The organism is Rhodococcus sp. OK302 (genome assembly GCF_002245895.1).
Taxonomy (GTDB): Bacteria; Actinomycetota; Actinomycetes; order Mycobacteriales; family Mycobacteriaceae; genus Rhodococcus_F.
Genome location: NZ_NPJZ01000001.1, coordinates 1,743,878 through 1,766,781 on the forward strand (window position 1 = coordinate 1,743,878; position 22,904 = coordinate 1,766,781).

The window sequence follows — 22,904 nt, forward strand, 5'->3', positions numbered from 1 at the left end:
AGTCCTTATCGCTTTGAGGGCGGCAAGCCCAGGGCCGTCATGCCGATGATGTCGCGCTGCACTTCGTTGGTTCCGCCGCCGAAGGTCAGGATCAAAGCGGAGCGGTGCATGCGTTCGATGCGTCCACGCAGAAGCGCGCCGGGGGAGTTCTGCCGGATCACTGCGGAAGATCCGAGGATTTCCATCAGCAAACGGTAAGCCTCGGTGGCGAATTCGGTGCCGAAGACCTTGTTGGCTGACGCCGCCTCAGGTCCGGGCGAATGGTCGGTCATCGACGCGATTTCCCAGTTCATGAGCTTGAGGTACTCGGCCTTGGCGTGGACGCGTGCCAGATTGATCTGCACCCATTCCTGATCGATCATGCGTCGGCCGTCGGGCAGCTTGGTGTTCTGTGCCCATTCCCGGACCTCACGCTGAGCGGTCAGAATGGGGCCGGCAGAGGTGAGTGCGACGCGTTCGTGGTTGAGCTGATTGGTGATCAGACCCCAGCCACCGTGTTCCTGACCGACGATCGACGACGCCGGAACTCGTACGTCCTGATAGTAGGTGGCGCTGGTGTCGGGTCCGGCCATCGTGTGGACCGGTGTGTACGAGAAGCCTTCGGCGGTGGTCGGGACGATCAGCATGCTGATTCCCTTGTGCTTCTTGGCTTCCTGGTCCGTGCGGCACGCGAGCCAGATGTAATCCGCGTACTGGATGAGGCTGGTCCACATCTTCTGGCCGTTGATGATGTAGTCGTCGCCGTCCTTGACCGCGGACGTGCGCAGCGACGCCAGGTCTGTGCCGGCGCCGGGTTCGGAGTATCCGATCGCGAAATGCAGTTCGCCGCGCGAGATCTTGGGAAGGAAGAAATCCTTCTGCTCTTGTGTGCCGAAGTGCATGATTGTCGGAGCTACGGAGTTGATCGTCAGGAAGGGTACCGGTGCGCCGGCAATGGCTGCTTCGTCGGTGAAGATCAGCTGGTCCATCGCGGAGCGTTCCTGCCCGCCGTATTCCTTGGGCCAGCCGAGCGTGAGCCAGCCGTCCTGCCCCATCTGTGCGACAACCTCGCGGTAGACGTTGCCTTCGCCGTACTCGCCGGTGGTTGCGGCGAGAGCCTCGCGGCGAGCCGGTGTCATGAGTTTGGCGAAGTAGGCACGTAACTCCTCCTGAAGCGCTTGCTGTTCAGGGGTGTAGGTGATGTGCATTGTTGCCTCTCCGGTAGAGATACAAATCGTTTGTTTTGACACAAGTTCTATCGATAGGTCCAGCGGTTCAGCCTGTGACGTCGACTGATCGAAGGCGTCGGTTTTCACTACTTTTTCGAATCATTGCACAGGACTGGAACAGGTTCTAGTGTTACGGGAGGAACAGTGCGCATCGCAGCCCCGAGGCGGCTGTTCCGGACCTGTGTTCGTACGTGCGTATGTGAGTAGAGAAGAGGAACGTTCATGGAGGTCAGGGTTGATCTGGACCGTTGCGAGGCAAACGGGGTGTGTGTCGGTATCGCCCCCGATATTTTCGACCTCGACGACAATGAGGAGCTCGTGATCAGTTCCGCACGTCCGTCGGAGGATCGATGGGAAGATGTCCGGTCCGCTATCGCGCAGTGTCCGCGTGCGGCGCTGACCGAGCATCCCTGAGGGCTATTGCTCAAAACAGGAACACGTTCTAAAGTTGCGGATCTGTGGGTCACGGCAACTCGGCCGAACGGGATTCGACCCATGACCGCATAGAACCGGGAGAACGCGTCGATGAATGCTGTGAACAGCCCAGAAACCAGTCTCGAAGGCAAGGTCGCCATCGTGACCGGTGCCGGATCGGGACTCGGAAAGTTCGAGGCCATCGGCCTGGCCAAGGCCGGTGCATCGGTGGTTGTCAACGATCTGGCACCCAGCGAGGCCGTCGAAGCCACGCTCGAAGAGATTCGGGGACTGGGCGCCAAGGTCGAGTTCGTCGCCGGCAATGTCGGTGAACGTTCCACCGCCGACGCTCTCATGGAGAGGGCCGAAGGCCAGTTTGGCAGCGTCGACATCATCGTCAACAACGCCGGCGTCGTCCGTGACCGGATGCTGTTCAACATGTCCGACGAGGACTGGGATCTGGTCCTCGAAGTTCACCTGCGCGGGCACTTCCTGTTGTGCCGCAACGCAGCGACGTACTGGCGGGCAAAATCGAAGGCGGCCGGCGCTCCGGTATACGGGCGAATTATCAATACATCGTCCGAGGCCGGGCTGCTCGGTCCGGAAGGTCAACCGAACTACGGTGCGGCCAAGGCCGGAATCACCGCGCTGACCCTCTCGGCGGCTCGCGGACTGTCCCGCTACGGGGTTCGCGCCAACGCGATTTGCCCGCGGGCCCGTACGACGATGACTGAAGGCGTGTTCGGTGACGCACCGGTCGACGGTATCGATCCGCTCTCGCCTGAGCATGTGGCGTCATTGGTCTCGTACTTGGCTTCACCGGCGGCAGACGCCGTCAACGGGCAGGTCTTTGTCGTTTACGGTCCGATGGTCGCCTTGATGGCAGCACCGGTCGTGGAGCAGCGGTTCGATGCGGCCGGCGACGCCTGGTCTCCGGAAGCATTGTCCGCAGCGATGGGTGATTACTTTGCCGATCGAGATCCGGGCAAGATGTTTTCGGCTTCAGCCGCGCTTCGCGCGCTGGGCTGAGAGCTTCGCGCGCTGGGCTGAGAGCTTCGCGCTGATCTTCTTTGCCAACCCTTTGCCCGCGACACGAAACTCGTTGTCGCGGGCAACGGGGCGATTTGACTGATCCTTGGTAGAAATACCGTGTTCGCCTGTCTCGCCGGCCAGGTTGTTTGCTGGGGTTGTCAGTGAGACTTTCGGTCTCGAAAAAACTAGACCGTGTTCTATTTTTACTGTCGGTTCACTCTGCAATGGAGGTCGGGGCGGCCGGATCGCCGGTCGGCCGTGGTGAGCGTTCGACTGCGGTGCGACCGTGTCGAGTCATCCAAAAGTACTAATTTGCACGGTATTTCGAACAAATCTGCTGGCATCCCGGACACTGAGAGTCTTCGTTGCGGGAGCTGGACCTTTCTGCAGTTTTCAAGATTCACTCGCGCCTGTCGCATTCTTTGACAGGTGAACACGTTCTAGTTAATATGACGTCAGTCACAAGCTGTCGGGGGCTGGACCAATGAGAACACACAGTACTGCGGCAATCATGGACGAGGAGGACGAATGGTAGACCTCGTCGAGGTACCGTTGCGAGCGGTCGGTGGCTTCTTTCAGATGTCAGCCGAAACTTTGCGGGCAGTCTTCTCTCGTCCATTTCAGCGTCAAGAATTCATCGATCAAGCGTGGTTCGTAGCGCGCGTCTCGATGCTGCCGACCGTGCTGGTCGCCATCCCGTTCACGGTGCTCGTCAGCTTCACCATCAACATCCTGCTTCGCGAGATCGGTGCAGCCGACCTCAGTGGCGCCGGAGCCGCACTCGGCACCGTCACCCAGATCGGACCGATCGTGACCGTTCTGATCGTGGCCGGCGCCGGCGCTACCGCGATCTGCGCGGACCTCTCGGCGCGCACCATTCGTGAAGAAATCGATGCCATGAAGGTGCTCGGTATCAACCCGATCCAGCGGTTGGTCGTTCCCCGGGTTCTCGCGTCCACCGCAGTGGCGCTGCTGCTGAACGGCTTGGTCTGCACCATCGGCATCCTCGGCGGATTCGTGTTCTCGGTTTTCATCCAGGATGTGAACCCCGGCGCCTTCGTCAACGGCATCACACTTCTCACCGGTTTCGGCGAGCTGATGCTCTCGATGGTCAAAGCCGGACTGTTCGGCATGATCGCCGGCCTCGTCGCCTCCTACCTCGGACTCAACGTCAAGGGTGGCGCCAAGAGCGTCGGTGACGCCGTCAACCAGACCGTCGTGTTCGCGTTCATGGCACTGTTCGTCGTCAACGTGCTCATCACCACCATCGGCATCAAGTTGACGGCCGGATGAGGCGCAGAGCAATTAACACCGACACAGCAACTAACTACGGACGGGAGGGGTACTGATGGCACTGGCAGCAGCAGGACGCTTCCCCCGCACCCGCCGGCAGATCCGATCCGTCTCGCGCGGCATCGACGGCATCGGTGATCAGGCACTGTTCTTCGCGAAAGCACTCGGATATGCACCCAAGGCGCTGATGCGTTACCCGCGTGAGACTTTGCGGTTGATCGCCGAGATCAGCATGGGAACCGGCGCCCTGGCCGTGATCGGCGGCACCGTCGTGATCGTCGGCTTCCTGACACTCTTCACCGGCGGAACCATCGCCGTGCAGGGCTACAGTTCGCTCGGCAACATCGGCGTCGAAGCACTGACGGGCTTCTTCGCAGCCTTCATCAACGTGCGCATTGCCGCACCTGTCATCGCGGGCATCGGCCTGGCAGCCACAATCGGTGCCGGCTCCACAGCGCAGCTCGGCGCTATGCGCGTCTCCGAAGAGATCGACGCACTCGAGACCATGGCGATTCCGTCCATCCCGTACCTCGTCAGCACCCGTGTGATGGCCGGCATGATCGCCATCATCCCGCTGTACTCGCTGGCTGTGATCGCATCGTTCATCGCCAGTCGGTTTGCGACGGTGTTCCTCTACAACCAGTCGGGCGGCGTGTACGACCACTACTTCACGACGTTCCTGATACCCACGGACATATTGTGGTCATTCGCCCAAGCGATAGTCATGGCGCTGGCCGTCATGCTCATCCACACCTACTACGGCTTCAACGCAACCGGTGGTCCGGTGGGCGTCGGCGTCGCTGTGGGTAATGCGGTGCGCGCTTCCCTGATTGCGGTAGTCACGGTCACGCTTCTCATCTCACTCGCCATTTACGGCGGGTCCGGCAACTTCAACCTGTCGGGATAGGGGGCGAGACTATGACTGTTCCCAGTTGGCACAAGAAACTTGCCGCAGCAGGCCTGATCCTCGGACTCGTTGCCATCGTGGTCGTGGCACTTACCATGTTCTCGGGCGGTTTCACCAAAAGCACGCCCATTACGGTGACGTCGTCGCGAGCCGGTCTTGTCATGGATCCCGACGCGAAGGTGAAACTGCGCGGCGTCCAGGTGGGCCGCGTCGAATCGATTTCGCTCGACGGTGACGAAGCAAACCTGAAGCTGGCGATGAACCCGGGGCAGATGGAGATGATTCCGTCCAATGCACGCGTGGAGATCAAGTCCACCACGGTGTTCGGATCGAAGTACGTCAACATCGTGATTCCGGAGGATCCGTCGACCACACCCATTCAAGAGGGTGCAGTCATTGCCTCGGACAGCGTCACTGTCGAGTTCAACAGTGTGTTCGAGCATCTTTCCGAATTGTTGGCCCAAGTCGAGCCGGAAAAGCTGAACGCCACTCTCGGCGCTATCTCCACAGCGCTGAACGGTCGCGGTGAATCGTTGGGCGAGGTCCTCGAACTCGGCAACACGTATCTGACCAAGATGAATCCCAGCCTGCCGCAGCTGCAACAGGATCTGGCGAAGGCATCCGATGTCACCAATCTGTACGCCGACGTAGCACCCGATCTGATGCGGATCCTCGACAACGCAACCGCCACCAGCGGTTCGATCGTTGCCGAGCAGGCCAATCTCGATCTGTTGCTGCTCAACGTCACTGGCCTCGCGAACACAGGCAACGCCTTGCTGACCGACAACGAGCAAAACCTGACCACGGCGCTCGATACCTTGACCGACACCACGACTCTCCTTGCCGAGTACTCGCCGGGTCTGACGTGCTTCATCGTCGGCTTGAACGATGGACGTATCAAGTTCGAACCGATGACCGGAACCGGACTGAGGCCGTCGTTCACGCTCAGCGCGAGTTTCATGTGGGGCACGGAGGCATACAAGAATCCGCAGAGCCTCCCGAAGGTAGGTGCGTCCGGCGGACCGAACTGTTACGGCCTGCCGGAATTCGATCCGAGGGTCGACGGACCCGCACCGTTCGTGGTGACAGACACCGGAAATGTTCCGTTTGTACCCAATACCGAATTTAAGGTGATGGTTCCGACGATTTTCCAGTACCTCTTCGGTGACAGCTACGAGACGGGGAAGTGATGAGACCGACTACGGTAAAACTCTTGATCTTCACTGTTGTGATGTCGGTGATCCTCGCCGGGCTCGCTATCGTGTTCAGCCAGGTGCGCTTCAGTAGCAGCAACGGCTTTCATGCCACCTTTTCCGATGTCTCGGGGCTGAAGTCCGGTGACAAGGTCCGGATTGCCGGGGTCCCGGTGGGTTCGGTGAGCGGCGTCTCGATCAGTGATTCCAATCAGGCCGAGGTCAAGTTCGATGTCGATTCCAAATACTCGTTGATGAAGAGCACCAAAGCGACGGTGCGCTACGAGAACTTGGTCGGCGATCGTTACATGGAACTGCTCGAAGGGACGGGTTCGGCGGAAACACTATCGGCCGGCGGCTCGATCCCGGTCGATCAGACTTCGCCGGCACTCGATTTGGATTTGCTCCTGGGCGGGTTCAAGCCGCTCCTGCGTGCGCTCGATCCGCAACAGGTCAACGATCTTTCGGGTGCACTGCTGCAGGTGCTGCAGGGTCAGGGCGGAACGTTGGTTTCCCTTCTGGGAAACACCAATTCATTCACCAATACCCTGGCCGACCGAGATCAGTTGATCGGTGACGTGATCGGTAACCTCAACGACGTCCTGGGCACGATCAACGACAAGGGCGATCAGTTCTCCACCACGATCGATCAACTCCAGCAATTGGTCAGCGGGCTGGCAAAGGACAGCGGTCCGATCGGGAATTCCATTACGTCGATTGCCGGGGCAACCGGTGACCTCGCGTCGTTGCTGCAAGGAACTCGACCCGATATCCAGACTTTGATTGCTCAGACCAACCGGGTGGCGACGCAGTTGGATCTCGGCAAGGAAGATATCAACACCGCCCTTGCACGCTTGCCGGATGACTACAAGAAGTTGATCCGAACCGGTTCCTACGGCTCGTTCTTCCAGTTCTATCTGTGCTCCAACACATTCAAGTTCTCGGGCCCGGACGGATCTACGATCATCCTGCCCACCGCAGAACAGACCACGGGAAGGTGTGCGAAGGTCGAATGAGTCCTACCCGTGAACGAAATCCTGTCCAGATCGGTGTGATCGGTGTGGTGCTCGCCGTCGCTACGGTCAGCGCCACACTCCAATACGATCAGCTTCAATTCCTCTCCGGTGGAATTCGATATTCCGCGTACTTCCAGGACGCCGGCGGACTGCTTGCCGGTGACAACGTGACGTTGGCCGGCGTGAACGTCGGCAAGGTCAGCGACGTCGAACTTGACGATCAGAGTGTGCTGGTCACCTTCACCGTCAAGGACGGTATTGCACTGGGCGAGCAGACGGCGGCGGACATCAAGACCAATACCGTGCTGGGGCGGAAGTCCCTCGCGGTTCGACCTGAGGGTTCGGGACTGCTGCGAACCAGCACCCCGATTCCGTTGGAACGCACCAACTCTCCCTATTCGTTCAACGACGCGTTGGGTGATCTCGGAACTACCGTGTCCGAACTCGACACCGTGCAGGTCAATGATTCGCTCAACGCGATCTCGGACACTCTCGCGGACACACCTCCGGAACTGCGCGGTGCACTCGACGGAATGACCAGGTTGTCGCAGAGCATCAACTCGCGGGACGAGAGCCTGCTGCAGTTGCTGTCGCGCGCCGAGGACGTCACGAAGATTCTTGCGGACCGTAGTGGGCAGATCGATTCATTGTTGGTCGATGGAAATCAGCTTTTTGCCGAACTCAGCCTGCGGCGTGATTCGATCAGTCAGTTGATCGTCAACACCTCGGCGGTGTCTCGTCAGCTCTCGGGGCTGGTGCAGGACAACGAGGCTCAGATGGGGCCCACTCTCGAGAAGCTGAATGCGGTGTCGGAAACGCTTCAGCAGAACCGGGACAACATCAGTGCGTCGCTCGACGGACTCATTCCGTATATGAGTGCGCTGGGCGAGTCGGTGGCCAGCGGGCCCTTCTTCGAAGCCTTCATCACCAACATTCTGCCAAGTCAATGGTGGAAGACCGCGGTGGACAGCGCTGTTGATCCCAGCCAGCTGCCGCAAGATTTCCAGAACATGCTTCCGGTTACACCGCCGAGCATCAGGGGGCCGGGAGAATGACCGAAACAAACGTGTCCACGAATCCACGCAAGAAGTGGATCTTCGTCGGAGCCGGTGCGATGGTTGCAGTGCTGCTCGCCGGCGCCGCGTATCTGTTCATACCGGGCTTGGGCAAGAACAAGATCTCAGCACACTTCACCTCGACCACAGGGCTGTACGAGGGCGATGAAGTGCGCGTGCTCGGCGTCAACGTCGGTAAGGTCACCAAGATTGAACCGCGTGATCGCGATACGTACGTCGAGATGAAGGTCGATTCGAGTGTGTCGATTCCGGCGGATGCCAAGGCGCTCATCATTGCTCAGAGTCTCGTGTCCGCGCGATTCATCCAGTTGACGCCCGTCTACTCCGGCGGTGACAAGATGTCGAACGGTGGGGAAATCCCGATCGAGCACACCGCGGTTCCGGTCGAATGGGACGAGATCAAGACCGAACTCACCAAACTCTCCGAATCACTGGGTCCCGAAGGACTCGACGACCAAGGCTCCCTGGGGCGCTTCATCGACACCCTCGGCGCCAATCTCGAAGGCAACGGAGACTCTATTCGTAAGACGCTGCATGAACTGTCGGACACCATGCACACGTTGTCCGAAGGACGCACCGATCTGTTTTCCACGATTCGGAACCTGCAGGCGTTCGTGACTGCCCTTTCGTCCAGTAATCAGCAGATCGTTCAGTTCAGCGGCAACCTTGCCTCCGTCTCGAGCGTTCTTGCAAACAGTTCCGATGAATTGGGAATTGCGCTTTCCGATCTCGACCTTGCAGTCGGCGACGTACAACGCTTCGTCAAGGAGAATCGCGACGGACTCACCGAATCCGTGGAGCGTCTCGCCGGTGTCACTCAGATCTTGGCCGACAATCGGCCTGAAATCGAGCAGGTTCTCCATGCCGGACCTACGTCGCTGGCCAACTTCTATCAGATCTACAAGCCTGCGACGGGCAGCATGACCGGCGCAATTGCGTTGAGCAACTTTAAGAATCCCATTCAGTGGATCTGCGGTTCGATCGAAGGCATCAGAAATGACACCTCCCAGAACAGCGCAGACCTATGCAAGCAGTATCTCGGTCCGGTGCTCAGCACCATGATCGGAAACTACCCGGGATTCTTGTTCAATCCCGTGGCGGGTGTCCAGGCCTTCCCAGACCAGCTCGTCTATTCCCCGCCGGGGTTGGAAACGGCAGCGAATCAGGGTCAGGGCGGAACGGATGTCGCACCGGCGGCAGGTCCGTTGGACGGTGTCCCGATGACGAATGTGCCCAAGGATCTCAACGATCTGTTCAATGTGGGCGGAGGTAACTGATGCAGGTCATGCGTAAGGCGACTGTCGTGATGCTGGCTGCGGGCGTCGCGCTCGGAGCGAGCGGCTGTGAATGGAACGGCCTGAACTCCGTGCCCATGCCCGGAACCCAGGGACGGGGCGAAGGATCCTACGAAGTTCAGATCCAGATGCCCAATGTGACTACCCTGTCGCAGAATTCGCCTGTTCGAGTCGACGATGTCGCGGTGGGCAGCGTCTCGAACATCGAAGTGCAGGGCTGGAATGCGTTGGTCACGGTTTCGCTGAATCCGGATGTTCAACTGCCGGCCAATGCCACGGCGAAGATCGGCCAGACGAGCTTGCTCGGGTCGCAGCACATCGAATTGGCGCCGCCGGTGGGGGAAGAACCCAAGGGTCGGCTCGAGGCCGGCGACGTAATTCCCATCGAGCGGGCGGGTGCATACCCGACCACCGAGCAGACGCTGTCCTCGTTGTCCGTCGTACTCAATGGTGGTGGCCTGGCACAGGTTCAGGACATTACCAAGGAACTCAATGCGGCACTCGGTGGACGTGAGGAAGCCGTTCACGACCTCCTCCCACAGCTCGATCAGTTGGTGGGAAGCCTGGACAAGCAACGCGGCGACATCATCTCGGCGATGGAGGGCATCGACACCTTGTCCTCGACGGTCGAGGCCCAGCGCGACACTCTGAACAAAGCGCTCGACGGAATTCCGCCGGCGCTGGACGTTCTTGTCGCACAGCGGCAAGACATCACCAATGCCCTCGTCTCCCTCGGCGGGCTCAGCGACGTTGCCAGCCGCGTGATCGACGAGAGCGGCGAGGATTTTGCGACTAACGTGCGGGCTTTGTCCCCGACGTTCAAGGCGTTGGCAGACTCGGGCAACGCATTGACTCAGGTTCTCGGAGTACTACTGACGTTCCCGTTCCCACAGAACGGCATCAACAACGTCTTCCGGGGCGACTTTGCGAACCTCTCGATGACTCTCGACTTTACGTTGCCACGTCTCGACCTGAACTTCCTGTCGGGGACACCCCTCGCGGGCAGTCTCGGAGGGCCGGAAGGGGTGTTGGGCAAACAAGCGGGACTCGGAGCTCAGACCGGCGATCCGTTGCATGATCCGCTCAAGCCGGCCGCTGCGCCGGCTCCGGCAGCAGACGCACCGGCATCCGATCCCAATACCATTGAGATCCCAGGACTTCCGCCGATCACCATTCCAGGACTTCCTCAGGGGGCACCGGCACCATGATGCTCACAAAGTTCGTCCGAATTCAGCTTGTCATCTTCTCGGTGCTGACCGTCATTGGTCTGGTCGTGATGGCGACGCAGTACGTTCGGGTTCCGGCCATGGTCGGGATCGGGCGCTACGACGTCACCGTCGAATTGGCTTCTACGGGAGGCTTGTACAAGAACTCGAACGTCACCTTCCGTGGCCAGACAGTCGGGGTGGTCAAGTCAGTCGAGTTGTCCTCGACGGGCGTCAACGCTCAACTGTCCCTCGACAGCAGCGTCAAGGTGCCCGACGACGTCGATGCAGCGGTTAAGAGTGTGTCTGCGATCGGCGAGCAGTTTGTCGATCTGATTCCGCACACCGACAGTTCCGGTTCGATCGTGGTGTCTGGCCATCTGGAGAACGGCTCGGTCATCCCCGTCGATCGGACCAGCACCCCGCAAGACGTCGGGGAGATGCTGAATCAGGCAGATCTGTTGCTGCAGAGCATTTCCGACACCAAGCTCAAAACCGTCATCGACGAATCCTTCAAGGCATTCAACGGCGCCGGCCCCGATTTGCAGAAGCTCATCGACTCCGCACGCTTGTTCGTCGAAGAAGCGAACAACAGTTCCGACGCTACCAAGACGTTGATCGAGCAGGCTGGCCCGCTGCTCGACACCCAGATCGTGAGCAGTGACGCAATCCGTTCGTGGACAACCGATCTGGTGACCTTCACGGATCAGCTTCGGGCCAGTGACCCGGATTTGCGGGCCATCATCCAGAAGGGGCCGGCGGCAGCGTCGGAGGCCAATGCCCTGTTGCAGGATCTTCAGCCGACACTGCCGATTCTCCTTGCCAATCTTGTCTCTGTCGGAGAAGTCGGTGTCATCTACAACAGCTCTATCGAGCAGATCCTGGTGATCTACCCGGCGCTGACTGCTGCGCTGGTCACCATTGCAGGATCCGGACCCGCGGCAGACGGAGCGTTGGTGGACTTCCACATGGCTGTCAACGACCCGCCGCCGTGCACTACCGGATTCCTGCCGGCCGACCAATGGCGCAGTCCCGACGACGAATCTCCCATCGATACACCGTCGGACCTGTTCTGCCAGGTTGCTCAGGACTCGCCGATCGCGGTGCGCGGACTCAGAAACCTGCCGTGTCAGGAGTACCCCGGCAGGCGCGCACCAACTGTGGAGCAATGCCGTACGGGCGGCTACACCCCGCTGGGAACCAACCCGCAGACAGGCCCTCCCGGCCCGATCACCGCCACCCCCAGTTCTGACACAACAGGGCCGACCGTCACGGCGCGTCGGTACGACAAGGCAACAGGCACGTACCTTGGACCCGACGGAAGAACGTACTCGCAGCCGAACCTCGGCGGCGGCGACGTAAGTCTTGAACAGTTCATGAAGGGTCAGCAGGGTTGATGACAGACGAAAATCCACAGGCCGGTCAGCGGGTGCGCCGTCGTGCATCCCGCAGTGCCGGACCGACGGGTGCGGATACGGACGCGGCATCGACGGTCGTGCCTGACAGCAAGCCGATAGAAAAGCCGGTTGAAGAGACCGTCGCAAGGTTGACTCTCCGGAAAGATGCGCCGCCGAAGGTCGAAGCTGCTGCTAGCGTGCCGGCACAGGTTTACCCGACGCTTCAGGAGCAGACACCAGTACCGGTAACAATCGTGCCTGCGCCGCGCAGTTCGCGAAAATTGGTCAGCGGGATAGTTCTTGCCTCGATCGCCGCGTTGGCGTTTGCTGCCGTGTCGGCGATGCTCCTGGTGGACCGAAACAATGCTTCCAACGCGGACGAAGAGCGCGCAGGCTACGTGGCCGGCGCTCGAACAACGGCGTTGAACCTGACCACTTTGCATTCCGATACGGCCGCTGCCGATCTCGACAAGTTCCTGGCGGGTACGACGAAGGAATTCCAATCGCAGCTCGACGGGCGTAAGGATTCGTTTATCAGTGTTCTCGGGCAGGTCGGTGTCCAGACGGATGGCGAGATCCTCGAAGCAGGTTTCGAGAAGTCTGACAGCGGCTGTGGAACGTCCCTCGTTGCCGTGAAGGCCATGCAGAAGAACAAAGACCAGCCGGAGCCTGAGGAACGCAACTATCGCCTGCGAATCACCATGTGCGATACCGATGGGCAACTCCTTGCCTCGAATGTGGAGTTCGTGCCATGACTCAGACAACGACAGAGTTTGCCCCAATTCCTTCGCCGTCCAGCCGAGTGTCGGTACTGACAATCGTCCTCTGCGTAATCAGTGCAGTGGCAATCGCTTTGGCCGCGGTATCGGCCTGGCTCTACTTCGGACCCGGCGGTGCCCGTGACATCGCGGCGATCGATCAAGCCCGAGCGGAAGTTACTCAGGTTTCCTCGGACCAAGCCGTCGCAATGTTCCAGTACGACCACAACAACGTGGACCAGCAGTTGCATGCGGCGACAGATGGATTGACCGGAGAATTTCAGAACACGTTCACCAAGTTGATCGAGTCTGCGATCATTCCCGGCGCGCAAGAGAAGGCGCTGACCGTCCAGGTGGTTGTGCAGGGTGCGTCAATTCTGGACGTGGGGCCCGATACGGCCACCACGATGCTGTTCCTCAACCAGATCACAACGTCGAAGGATTCACCCGAAGCCGTGGCAAGTGGCAGTCGCGTCAAGATGGGCTTGGAGAAGCAAGACGGTCACTGGCTTGTGAACAGCGTCCAACCGTTCTGACCGATACATGAAAGAACCCGGCCGAGAAGTTATCTCGGCCGGGTTTTCTCATGTGTACGAAGTCAGTGGTTCTCTTCGGCTTCGTTGGCCTCGTCAGGTGCGATCAGTGCCGGTCCGGCAGCGCCGCCGTGGGCAAGTGCGTCGAGGAACGAGCGGGCCCAGCGGTCCACGTCGTGGGTGAGCACCTGACGACGCAGCGCACGCATGTGGCGTCGACCGTCTTCCTTGGGCTGATTGAGAGCCTTCACCATGGAATCCTTGACGTCGTCAAGATCATGGGGATTGCAGAGGAATGCTTGGCGCAGTTCTGCTGCGGCACCGGTGAATTCGCTCAGCAGTAGCGCCCCGCCCAGATCGCTGCGGCAGGCCACGTATTCCTTGGCAACCAGGTTCATGCCGTCGCGCAGAGGCGTGACGAGCATGAGGTCAGCGGCAACGAAGAATGCGATCAGCTCGTCGCGGTCGACGGGTCGGTGGATGTAGTGGACAACAGGGCGTCCGACTTCACTGAACTCACCGTTGATGCGGGAAACCATCTGTTCGATGTCACCACGCATCTGGACGTAGCTTTCGACGCGCTCACGACTGGGCGTCGCCAACTGGATCATGACGGTCTCGGCTGGGTCGATCCGGCCGTCGATCAAGAGTTCGTGGAGAGCATTCAAACGGACGTCGATGCCCTTGGTGTAATCGAGGCGGTCGATGCCGAGCATGATGTTCTTGGGGTTGCCGATTTCTTTGCGAATCTGCTTGGCGCGGTCGCGAATTGCCTTGGAGCGTGACCGTTCGTCGAGCTTGCCGGAGTCGATGGAGATGGGGAAGGCACCGACGCGAACCGTGCGGAAACCCACCTGTACGACACCAAGTTTGGAGCGCACGCCGACATTGCCGCGTGAAGTCTGTTGTCCGGCAAGGCGCCTGGCGAGGAACAGGAAGTTCTGGGCGCCGCCGGGGAGGTGGAAGCCGATGAGATCGGCGCCCAGAAGGCCCTCGATGATCTCGGTGCGCCACGGCATCTGCATGAACAGTTCGACCGGCGGAAACGGAATGTGAAGGAAGAAGCCGATTGTGAGGTCGGGACGCAGCATTCGCAGCATCTTCGGTACCAGCTGGAGTTGGTAGTCCTGAATCCAGACAGTGGCGCCGTGGGCGGCGGCCTTGGACGTAGCTTCGGCGAAGCGTCGGTTGATCTCGACGTACGCGTTCCACCACTCGCGGTGATACTCGGGCTTGACGATGACGTCGTGGTAGAGCGGCCAGAGTGTGGCGTTGGAGAAGCCCTCGTAGTACTCGTTGATCTCGGTGGCGCTGAGCGGCACTGGGTAGAGTTCGAGGCCGTCTTCGACGATGGGGTCCATATCGGCGTCGGCAACGCCTGCCCAGCCCACCCAGGCGCCCTGATTGCTGCGCAGGATCGGTTCCAGTGCAGTCACCAATCCGCCGGGACTGCGCTTCCACCGTGTAGTGCCGTCGGGGAGTCGCTCGAGGTCTACGGGCAGGCGGTTCGCAACAACCACGAACTCGGCCTGCCCGGACACGGTCTTCTCCGGGGAAGGTGCACTTACGCTGTCAGAAGGGGTGGGGCTGGCCGATTCCGGACTGACAGACACGTGGTTCCTTCTCGTTGGGGAATAGGGAAAGACTCGGTCGAGACTCAGTCGACTTTGCTGACGGGGCTGATGCCGAGCATCGAGAGCAGCATCCTGCACTCGTCGGCATCCTCTGCGTAGGCAGCGACAACGCGCTGCGCCATGCGAGCGGTCTCTTCGGCCACGGTCTCGATTTCCTCGTCCGCGATCTCGACTTCGGTTTCGACGGTCGTGTTCTCAGACATCATGTTCCTCTCGGGGTTGCCTGCACGTCGCAGGCAATGGTTCTTACTTGCGACTCTATGAGAACTGGGCACGTCAACGCTAGTTGCTCATGTATTAGGGTCGACTTACTTGATTCGCCGCTCGGCGTTCTTGTTCCTGTCAATGCTTGGAGTTTCATGAGTTCGACCTCCGCCAGTACCGCCGTCGATTCGGGTGAATCCGACACCGGTAAACACAATGGTGCTGCGATCTTGCGACGAGTTCTGGTGCGCAACCGGGGACCGCTGGCCATCGGCACTGTGCTGGTTTGTGTCCATCAGCTCGCCGAAACCGCGGTGCCGATCTCGATCGGTGTGATCATCGATCGAGCAATCGAGACTTCGGACACCACTGCTCTCGTTGTCTCGATCTGTGCGCTCGGCATGCTGTTTCTGGTGCTCACCGCGGCCTGGAGGCTCGGTGCGAGGTTCATCGTGAAGGCGATGGAGGAGGAGTCGCATCGGCTACGGCTCGAAGTCGCTCACCGGATTCTCGATCCGCGAGGCGTGCGAACAGACCTGCGCGCCGGTGAACTGCTGACGGTGTCGACCTCCGACGCCGAGCACACGTCGTGGATCGCCGACATCGTCCCGCGGGCCGTTGCGGCATCGACCGCTGCGGTGGCGTCGGCCATCGCACTGCTGTGGATCGACATCCCCCTGGGGTTGGCCGTACTGATCGGCACTCCCGTCATTCTGGGTTTGCTGCAACGTGCTGCGCCGTTGATCACGTCTCGGGCAAAAGGGCAGCAGGAGTCGATTGCACGTGCGTCGGCGACGGCGACGGATCTGGTGAGCGGATTACGGCCACTTCGGGGAATCGGTGCCGAGGAATCCGCGTCGGAGCGGTATCGCAAAGTCAGTCGAGATGCCCTCGCCTCGACGATCGATACCGCGCGGGCAACCTCGATCTACACCGGGTTGTCGACCACGATCAGCGCGCTGCTCGCGGTCGCGATCGCCGGTCTTGCGGGCTACTTCGCGCTGCAAGGCAGGATCACCGTCGGTGAGTTGATCACCGTCGTCGGGCTGGCGCAGTTTTTCATCGAACCGCTCGGACTCCTTGCTTCGCTACCCGGCTATTTTGCGGTGGCCCGGGCGTCGTCGGACCGATTGGCCTTGGTCCTCGATGCCGAACCGATAGTGAAGGCGGGCTCGGTGACGGACCTCGACGGTACTGATCTGACGCTCGACGGTATCGAATTTCGCACGCTCGCCGGAGTTGATTTACATTGTGCAGCAGGTGAATTGCTGGGAATCGTCGCTTACCAGCCGCAGGATGGCGAAGCGTTGGCCGCGGTACTGTCCGGCCAATTGGCGTCGGACGAGTATCGAGGTTCGGTCAGCGTCGGCGGAGTGTCTCTGTCCGACATGGACTTGGCGCTTTCCCGGCGCACGGTTCTGGTGGAACCGCATATCTCCGATCTCTTCGGCGGCACTCTCGCATCGAATCTCAGGGCCGGCGGCGCACCTTCGGCAGATGTAACGAAAGCGTTGTCCGCGTCCGCGGCCGCAGACGTCGTCGATGCTCATCCCGACGGACTGGAACTCGAGGTCACCGATCGCGGAGCCAGCTTGTCCGGTGGCCAACGCCAGCGGGTCGCGTTGGCGCGGGCCCTGCTTACCCGGACGCCGGTGATGGTCCTGCACGATCCCACGACGGCAGTGGACGCCGTGACGGAGGCGTCGATCGCCGAAGGAATTGCGCGGCTGCGTCACGGACATCCGAGCAACGGGCAGAGCACCACGATCCTGATCACCAGCAGTCCGGCACTGCTGGCAGCGACGGACCGGGTGATCGTCCTGGACCGCGGAGTTGTGGCCTCAGTAGGTACTCACAACGAACTTGCCGCCACCGACGAGAACTACCGAGGAGCGGTGCTGCGATGACCACAACCGAACGCGAACTGCTACCGATTGCCAGTGGCCGTGAAACCTGGCGGTGGTTGCGTTCTGCACTCGCTGAACACCGAACCGCGGCCGTCCTTGCCGTCGCGGCCTCGACGGTGGCGTCGGCGATGGCACTGATCCCGCTCTACGTCTTCGGAGTACTCGTCGACCGGGTCCGTGAAAACGCGCCGACCTCGACCATCGTCGGAGTGGTCATCGTGATCGCCGCGGCCGCAATCGTCGGCGGAATTTTCACCGGCGTCGCGGCGTACCTGGTCAAACGACTTGGCGAGACGATTCTGGCAACGCTGCGTGAGCGGGCAGTCGGCCGTGCACTTCGGCTTCCGGTGCAGACTGTCGAGAAGGTCGGGACCGGAGACCTGCTGTCGCGGGTCGGCGACGACGTGGCAGTGATCGCGAGGGCTGTCGGCGACGTGATCCCGAGCCTGGTTTCATCCCTTCTCCTCGTAGCTCTGAGCATGCTCACCATGCTCGGTATCGACTGGCGGTTGGGGCTGGCCGGACTGGTGGCACTACCGATGTACGTCCTCGCTCTGAAGTGGTATCTGCCGCGCTCCGCCCCGATCTACGCGGCTCAGCGAGTGGCGATGGGGACACGGGCGCAGGCTTTGATCAGCAGCGTGCACGGAGTTCGCACTGTCCGCGCTTACGGGCTCGAGAAGGAGCATCTGGGCAGGATCGACGACGCGTCGGGGAAGGCTCGCGATCTGTCAGTAGGCGTCTTCGGCTTGTTCACCAGGTTTGCCGGCCGCGGCAATCGAGCGGAATTCGTGGGCTTGTCCGCGATCCTCGTCGTGGGATTTCTCCTGGTTCGCGGCGACATCGTGACCGTCGGCCAGACAACCACTGCGGCTCTGCTGTTCCACCGCTTGTTCAACCCGATCGGTGCCTTGTTGTACACCTTCGACGAAGTGCAGTCCGCCGGTGCGAGCCTTGCGCGTCTGGTTGGTGTTGTCGAGATTCCGGACACCGATCGCACGTCCGGTACGGGTTTCGTGCCCGCCGACGGTTCGCTGACGTTGGTCGACGTCCGGCACAGCTATGACGGCCGCGAGGTACTCCACGGAGTCAGTCTCACCGTGGCCGCGGGGGAGCGGGTGGCTCTGGTCGGTTCGACCGGCGCCGGCAAGACGACGGTTGCAGCCATCGCGGCCGGTTCGATAACTCCGACCTCGGGGAGTGTGTCGATCGGTGGTGTTCCGCTGTCTGGCGTCGACGACGTGCGACGTCACGTCGCCATCGTCAGCCAGGAAGTTCACGTATTTGCCGGACCGCTGATCGAGGACCTGCGCTTGGCCGCCCCCGACGCTTCGGACGAGGACATGGCGTCGGCGTTGAAGACCGTCGGCGCGGAGCAATGGGTAGCGGCACTGAGCGAGGGGGTCGAGACCGTCGTCGGTGAAGGCGGCCACGAGATCACCGCCGCGCAAGCGCAGCAGTTGGCGTTGGCGCGGTTGGTGCTGGTGGATCCAGCCGTTGCGGTGCTGGACGAAGCTACTGCGGAAGCGGGTAGCGCCGGCGCTCGCGAATTGGAATCAGCGGCAGACGCGGCGACGGCCGGACGGACGACTCTGGTTGTTGCGCACCGTCTTACACAGGCGGCAGCGGCCGATCGTGTGATCGTCCTCGAACACGGCCGGATCGTCGAGGAAGGCCCGCACCGCGAACTGGTGTCCGCGGGCGGTCGATATTCACAGTTGTGGGCCGCATGGGAAGGGCGCGAGACGCGCTAGGGTTGCGGCAAGCGGGGGCGCTTCGGTCAACCCACACCAGCATTGCGAACACGGTTTCAGAATATGAGGAGGAAGGCAGACATGACGGTCGCCACAATCAACGGAATCCCGATCAATTACCAGGTCAAGGGTGATGGGGATCTGGTGGTGCTCATCATGGGGACGGGCAGTCCGGGGCGTGTCTGGGACCTTCATCAGACTCCGGCGCTGGTTGCCGCGGGTTACCGCGTCTGCACGTTCGACAACCGCGGAATCGCGCCTTCCGGTGAGAGCACCAGCGGCATCACGATGCCTGACATGGTTGCCGACACCGCCGCACTGATCGAGCATCTGGGCGGTGGACCCGCCTTTGTGATCGGTACGTCGATGGGCGCCCGAGTGGCGCAGGAACTTACGTTGGCTCGTCCTGATCTGGTGCGCAAAGCTGTTTTCCTCGCGGGCCATGCCCGGATGGATCATTTCCAGCAGACCTTGTCCCAGGGCGAGCGTGAGTTGACGGACAGTGGCGTCGAACTGCCCGCAAAGTATCGTGCGGCGGTGACTGCGGTGATGAATCTGTCGCCCGCCACCCTGGCCGATGAACACGCGGCCCGCGACTGGATGGACATCTTCGAATTCACCGGCGGTGCAACATCACCCGGTGTTCGAGCGCAGCTCGCGATGGACCGTACCTTCGATCGCCGTCGGGACTACCGGGCAATCATGCGTCCGTGCCTGTCGGTTGCCTTCGCCGACGACCGGATGATTCCGCCCTACCTCTCGCGTGAGGTTGCGGACTGCATCGTGACTGCGACGTACGAGGAGATTCCGGATACCGGCCACTACGGGTACTTGGAGCGTCCGGATGCCGTGAACAAGGTGTTGATCGACTTCTTGGCTTCGTAAGACCATGCGCCGCAGGGCCGGACCCGTGATTCGGGTTCGGCCCTGCGGCGTTTCGGTTCAGCGGTTCAGCGGTTTAGGCCAGCGCGAGGAACAGCTTCTCGAGTTCTGCCTCGGTCAGCGGCTCCTGTGCGTCTGCGCCGTCGCCGGACAGGCATTCGCGTAGGCCACTGGCAACGATCTTGAATCCGGCGCGGTCGAGCGCCTTGGACACAGCCGCCAATTGGGTGACTACAGCCTTGCAGTCTCGACCGTTCTCGATCATCGAGATCACTCCCGCGAGTTGGCCGTGAGCTCGGCGCAGTCTGTTCAATACGAGCGCTTGGCTCTCTTCATCGCCGGTCATGATGGCCCTTTCTCGGATGTTTTGGCTCTGATCGTGAAGGATAGTGCTCGCTCAGCGAACGAAATCCTTCAGGATTAGAGCGCTTCGATGGCTGCGCGGAGTTTGACGGCCGCATCCGCTGCAACGGACTCCAAGCCCGCATCACCGGAAACCTGCACCATCAGGTCCGGGTTCATGGCTTCGACGAAAAACGAGTTCTCAGCCTCGGTGTCTTCTCTCACGACGACATTGCAGGGCAGCAGTAGCCCGATCTGTCGGTCGACTGTTACCGCGCGATGTGCGAGGGTCGGATTACAGGCGCCCAGGATGAGGTACTTCTCCATGTCCTCGCCCAGCTTGGCTTTGAGGGTGGCTTGCATGTCGATTTCGGTGAGGACGCCGAAACCTTGTTCCGACAGAGCCTGGCGCGTGCGTGCCACGACGTCGTCGAATGTTCCGCTGACCTTGGTGCCGATGGCGATGTCCATGGGAGTTTCTCCTTTGTCGTCTTAATTCCACCATACCCCCAGGGGTATGGTTCGTGCAGTGACTTCGGGTACACGACCTAGCCGTGCGAGAAGCTGATCTTCGGCAGGGCGCGTCGCAGCCATGCCGGTGACCACCAGGCGGCCTTGCCTGTCAGGCGCAGCATCACGGGCAGCAGGATCAGTCGAACCAGGACGGCATCCAGCAGAACTGCTACACCCAGAATGATTCCCATTTCTTTGGGAGGCAAGGGATCTGCCAGGGCAAAGGTAAAGAAGACTGCCACCATCACTGCAGCTGCGGCGGCGATGACGCGTCCTGAATGTGCGAGGCCGTCGATGTGAGCGATCTTCGGATCGCCGGTTCGCTCATAGTGCTCCTTCGCGCTCGCGAGTAGGAAGACGGTGTAGTCCATCGCGATGGCAAAGATCATGGCGAAGAAGAACACCGGACCCCAACCGTTCAAGAAGCCTTGTGGTTCGAAGCCGAGCAGGCCGGATCCGTGACCGTCCTGGAAGATCAGCTTTGCGACACCGAAAGCGGCGCCGGTGGACAGCAAGCTCACCAGCGTGCCGATGATCGCGATCAGTGGTGCCTGCAATGCAACCAGTAGCAACAGGAATCCGAGTGTCAGGATCACGGCGATCACGATCGGAAGATAGTCGTTCAACGCTTGCTGGAGATCGAGGTTCTCGGCCGGCGCGCCGCCGACCAGTGCGGATTCGGGCAGTTGTGCCCGTAGGTCGCCGACAATCTTCCCCATCGCATGATCCGAGGGATCAACACTCGGAACTGCTTGCAGCATAACCAGGTCGGATCCATCGGCGGCAGGCTGCGGAGGAGTGACCATCGCGACGCCGTCCACAGTTCCGGCGATGCGGGCAGTTTCGGGTGCGTCGTCGGGGGAGGTGATGATCTGCAACATGCCGGGTGCACCGTCGCCGAATTGCTCCTGTACCAGTTCGTAGCCCTGGCGGACCGGCGCGTCTTCGGGAACCACCGCGATGGACGGCATGGCGACCTTGAGGCCGAAGACCGGAATGATCAGCGCGATCAGGATGACCACAGCGCCGATTCCGAAAGGCCACGGGTGTCGGTGCAGTAGTGATGCCCACGACGCGAATAGTGGGGAACGGTGCTGCTGGCGTTTTGCGTACGGGAGGGATCCACCGTTGACCTTGGCGCCAATTTTTCCGAGGACAGCCGGTAGAAGCGTCAGAGTTGCGGCTAGGACGAAGATCACGGCGAGCATGATTCCCACGGCCATCGTGCGGACGGCCGGTGCGGGAACGATGAGAACTGCCGACAGGCTGACCAGGACTGTCAAGCCGGAGAGAACGACGGCTTTGCCTGCAGTGTCCATTGTTTCGGCCACGGCGGCCCTTGGATCGGGGTTTTTTGCGAGTGCGTCACGGAATCTGGCGACGAGGAAGAGTGCATAGTCGATGCCGAGGGCGAGAGCGAACATCATCGCAAAGTTCATGGCCCACACCGAAATCGGCGTGATCTCGTTGAGGATCACGAGTCCGCCCGCTGAGGCAACCAGGCCTGCCAGGGTCAGGAGGAGGGGCAATCCGGCTGCGACAAGGGAGCCGAATGCCAAGACCATGATCGCGAGAGTGACTGGCCACGACATCATTTCGGCTTTGATCATGGCCTCGTGATTGGCCTTGTTGAAGTCACTCCACAACGCTGATGCGCCGGTCGGGTAGACCTCGATCGAATCGGTGGACAGTGCGGTGAGTTCCTTGCCGAGTTGGTCGACCGCGCTGACCATGGCGTCGGTGCTCGCATTGGCGCCGGCGATCAGGATGCCGGTGTGTCCGTCGGGACTGATCGTCATCCCTGGTTGAGGGGCGACGACGGCACCGAAACGGCTGTCTTTCGTGAACAGGTCCGTGGCGTCAGCGAGTGTCTGTTGCATCGCGGGGTCAGTGACCTGATGGGTGTCCGAGTGCACGACGACCTGGACGGCCGCGGAGGAATTTCCGCCGAAATGCTGCTCGGCCAGCTCGCGGACCTGTACGGATTCGGATCCGTTGGCCTGCCAGCCTGCGCCGGCGAGCGAAGTGAAAACACTCGGTGCCGCGGCGCCGAGCGCAACGAGTGCGATCAACCAGACGCCGATCACCCAGCGCATGTTTGTGGCCATCGTGCGGCCGAGCCGGGCAAGTATTCCCTCGTCAGGTGGTGCAGCGGGTGGCGCGCTGTCGGTATTTCTGGTGATTGTCATCGTCATTCCTAATACGGGTGGGGGTATTCTGAGCTCCATCCATGTATACCCATGGGGGTATAGTTTTGTCACGCTGACGAGTTTGGATGGCGCGATCGACAAGGTGGGTTCGGCAGCCGCCGGGATTCTCTACACTGTCGCCGGACGGTGGC

The 22,904-nt window shown here is 60.9% G+C and carries 21 protein-coding genes; 15 read left to right on the plus strand and 6 right to left on the minus strand.

The genetic code is table 11. The features are described 5' to 3' along the window. Nucleotides 1-5: 5 nt before the first annotated feature. A complete protein-coding gene (locus BDB13_RS08000; protein WP_094274769.1) occupies nt 6-1,187 on the minus strand; it encodes an acyl-CoA dehydrogenase family protein in 1,182 nt (393 codons plus the stop codon). Between the two features lie 243 nt (nt 1,188-1,430). Here BDB13_RS08000 and BDB13_RS08005 point away from each other — a divergent pair, with 243 nt between their 5' ends. From BDB13_RS08005 to BDB13_RS08060, 12 genes are all read left to right on the plus strand, one after another. After that, entirely contained in the window at nt 1,431-1,622 is a 192-nt protein-coding gene (locus BDB13_RS08005; protein WP_094271167.1) for a ferredoxin, read from the plus strand. 111 nt (nt 1,623-1,733) lie between these two features. Further along, nucleotides 1,734-2,651, plus strand: coding sequence for a 3-oxoacyl-ACP reductase (locus BDB13_RS08010; protein ID WP_094271168.1), 918 nt, complete (start codon nt 1,734-1,736; stop codon nt 2,649-2,651). A 531-nt stretch (nt 2,652-3,182) separates the two neighbouring features. Next, on the plus strand, nt 3,183-3,947 hold the full coding sequence (locus BDB13_RS08015) for an MlaE family ABC transporter permease (protein WP_094271169.1): 765 nt from the start codon (nt 3,183-3,185) through the stop codon (nt 3,945-3,947). 55 nt (nt 3,948-4,002) lie between these two features. Continuing rightward, nucleotides 4,003-4,854 carry an MlaE family ABC transporter permease gene (locus BDB13_RS08020; RefSeq protein ID WP_094271170.1) on the plus strand — a complete coding sequence of 284 codons (852 nt, stop codon included), beginning with the start codon at nt 4,003-4,005 and terminating at the stop codon, nt 4,852-4,854. Nucleotides 4,855-4,865: 11 nt separating this feature from the next. Beyond that, a complete protein-coding gene (locus BDB13_RS08025) occupies nt 4,866-6,044 on the plus strand; it encodes an MCE family protein (RefSeq protein ID WP_094271171.1) in 1,179 nt (392 codons plus the stop codon). After that, complete coding sequence (locus tag BDB13_RS08030) at nt 6,044-7,063, plus strand: MCE family protein (protein WP_094271172.1); 1,020 nt, start codon at nt 6,044-6,046, stop codon at nt 7,061-7,063. The genes BDB13_RS08025 and BDB13_RS08030 overlap by 1 nt, the downstream gene beginning before the upstream one ends. Further along, a complete protein-coding gene (locus BDB13_RS08035; protein WP_094271173.1) occupies nt 7,060-8,118 on the plus strand; it encodes an MCE family protein in 1,059 nt (352 codons plus the stop codon). The genes BDB13_RS08030 and BDB13_RS08035 overlap by 4 nt, the downstream gene beginning before the upstream one ends. After that, on the plus strand, nt 8,115-9,416 hold the full coding sequence (locus BDB13_RS08040; protein ID WP_094271174.1) for an MCE family protein: 1,302 nt from the start codon (nt 8,115-8,117) through the stop codon (nt 9,414-9,416). The genes BDB13_RS08035 and BDB13_RS08040 overlap by 4 nt, the downstream gene beginning before the upstream one ends. Continuing rightward, nucleotides 9,416-10,642, plus strand: coding sequence for an MCE family protein (locus BDB13_RS08045; protein WP_094271175.1), 1,227 nt, complete (start codon nt 9,416-9,418; stop codon nt 10,640-10,642). Before BDB13_RS08040 ends, BDB13_RS08045 begins: the two co-directional genes overlap by 1 nt. Then, nucleotides 10,639-12,036, plus strand: coding sequence for an MCE family protein (locus BDB13_RS08050; RefSeq protein ID WP_094271176.1), 1,398 nt, complete (start codon nt 10,639-10,641; stop codon nt 12,034-12,036). The genes BDB13_RS08045 and BDB13_RS08050 overlap by 4 nt, the downstream gene beginning before the upstream one ends. Beyond that, nucleotides 12,036-12,791: a hypothetical protein gene (locus tag BDB13_RS08055; RefSeq protein ID WP_094271177.1), complete on the plus strand. Its 756-nt coding sequence runs from the start codon at nt 12,036-12,038 to the stop codon at nt 12,789-12,791. Before BDB13_RS08050 ends, BDB13_RS08055 begins: the two co-directional genes overlap by 1 nt. Then, nucleotides 12,788-13,330 (plus strand): twin-arginine translocation pathway signal, encoded by a 543-nt coding sequence (locus tag BDB13_RS08060; RefSeq protein ID WP_094271178.1) that lies wholly within the window; start codon nt 12,788-12,790, stop codon nt 13,328-13,330. Before BDB13_RS08055 ends, BDB13_RS08060 begins: the two co-directional genes overlap by 4 nt. A 62-nt stretch (nt 13,331-13,392) precedes the next feature. Here BDB13_RS08060 and BDB13_RS08065 read toward each other — a convergent pair whose 3' ends face one another. Both BDB13_RS08065 and BDB13_RS08070 read right to left on the minus strand, forming a co-directional pair. Further along, nucleotides 13,393-14,868 carry an alpha,alpha-trehalose-phosphate synthase (UDP-forming) gene (locus tag BDB13_RS08065; RefSeq protein ID WP_094271179.1) on the minus strand — a complete coding sequence of 492 codons (1,476 nt, stop codon included), beginning with the start codon at nt 14,866-14,868 and terminating at the stop codon, nt 13,393-13,395. Nucleotides 14,869-14,984: 116 nt separating this feature from the next. Beyond that, nucleotides 14,985-15,164, minus strand: a complete 180-nt coding sequence (locus tag BDB13_RS08070; RefSeq protein ID WP_169632072.1) for a hypothetical protein — start codon at nt 15,162-15,164, stop codon at nt 14,985-14,987. A gap of 156 nt (nt 15,165-15,320) precedes the next feature. On the opposite strand from BDB13_RS08070, the gene BDB13_RS08075 reads away from it, so the two are divergent. From BDB13_RS08075 to BDB13_RS08085, 3 genes are all read left to right on the plus strand, one after another. Beyond that, nucleotides 15,321-17,072, plus strand: coding sequence for an ABC transporter ATP-binding protein (locus tag BDB13_RS08075; RefSeq protein WP_094271181.1), 1,752 nt, complete (start codon nt 15,321-15,323; stop codon nt 17,070-17,072). Next, nucleotides 17,069-18,826: an ABC transporter ATP-binding protein gene (locus BDB13_RS08080; protein WP_094271182.1), complete on the plus strand. Its 1,758-nt coding sequence runs from the start codon at nt 17,069-17,071 to the stop codon at nt 18,824-18,826. The genes BDB13_RS08075 and BDB13_RS08080 overlap by 4 nt, the downstream gene beginning before the upstream one ends. 81 nt (nt 18,827-18,907) lie before the next feature. Beyond that, nucleotides 18,908-19,711: an alpha/beta fold hydrolase gene (locus tag BDB13_RS08085; protein ID WP_094271183.1), complete on the plus strand. Its 804-nt coding sequence runs from the start codon at nt 18,908-18,910 to the stop codon at nt 19,709-19,711. Between the two features lie 73 nt (nt 19,712-19,784). Here the strand turns inward: BDB13_RS08085 and BDB13_RS08090 are convergent, their stop codons facing one another. The 3 genes from BDB13_RS08090 to BDB13_RS08100 form a co-directional block, all read right to left on the minus strand. After that, nucleotides 19,785-20,054: a metal-sensitive transcriptional regulator gene (locus tag BDB13_RS08090; RefSeq protein WP_094271184.1), complete on the minus strand. Its 270-nt coding sequence runs from the start codon at nt 20,052-20,054 to the stop codon at nt 19,785-19,787. 74 nt (nt 20,055-20,128) lie between these two features. Continuing rightward, nucleotides 20,129-20,521 carry a DUF302 domain-containing protein gene (locus BDB13_RS08095; RefSeq protein WP_094271185.1) on the minus strand — a complete coding sequence of 131 codons (393 nt, stop codon included), beginning with the start codon at nt 20,519-20,521 and terminating at the stop codon, nt 20,129-20,131. Nucleotides 20,522-20,598: 77 nt separating this feature from the next. Beyond that, nucleotides 20,599-22,758 carry an MMPL family transporter gene (locus BDB13_RS08100; protein WP_094271186.1) on the minus strand — a complete coding sequence of 720 codons (2,160 nt, stop codon included), beginning with the start codon at nt 22,756-22,758 and terminating at the stop codon, nt 20,599-20,601. Nucleotides 22,759-22,904 lie beyond the last annotated feature (146 nt).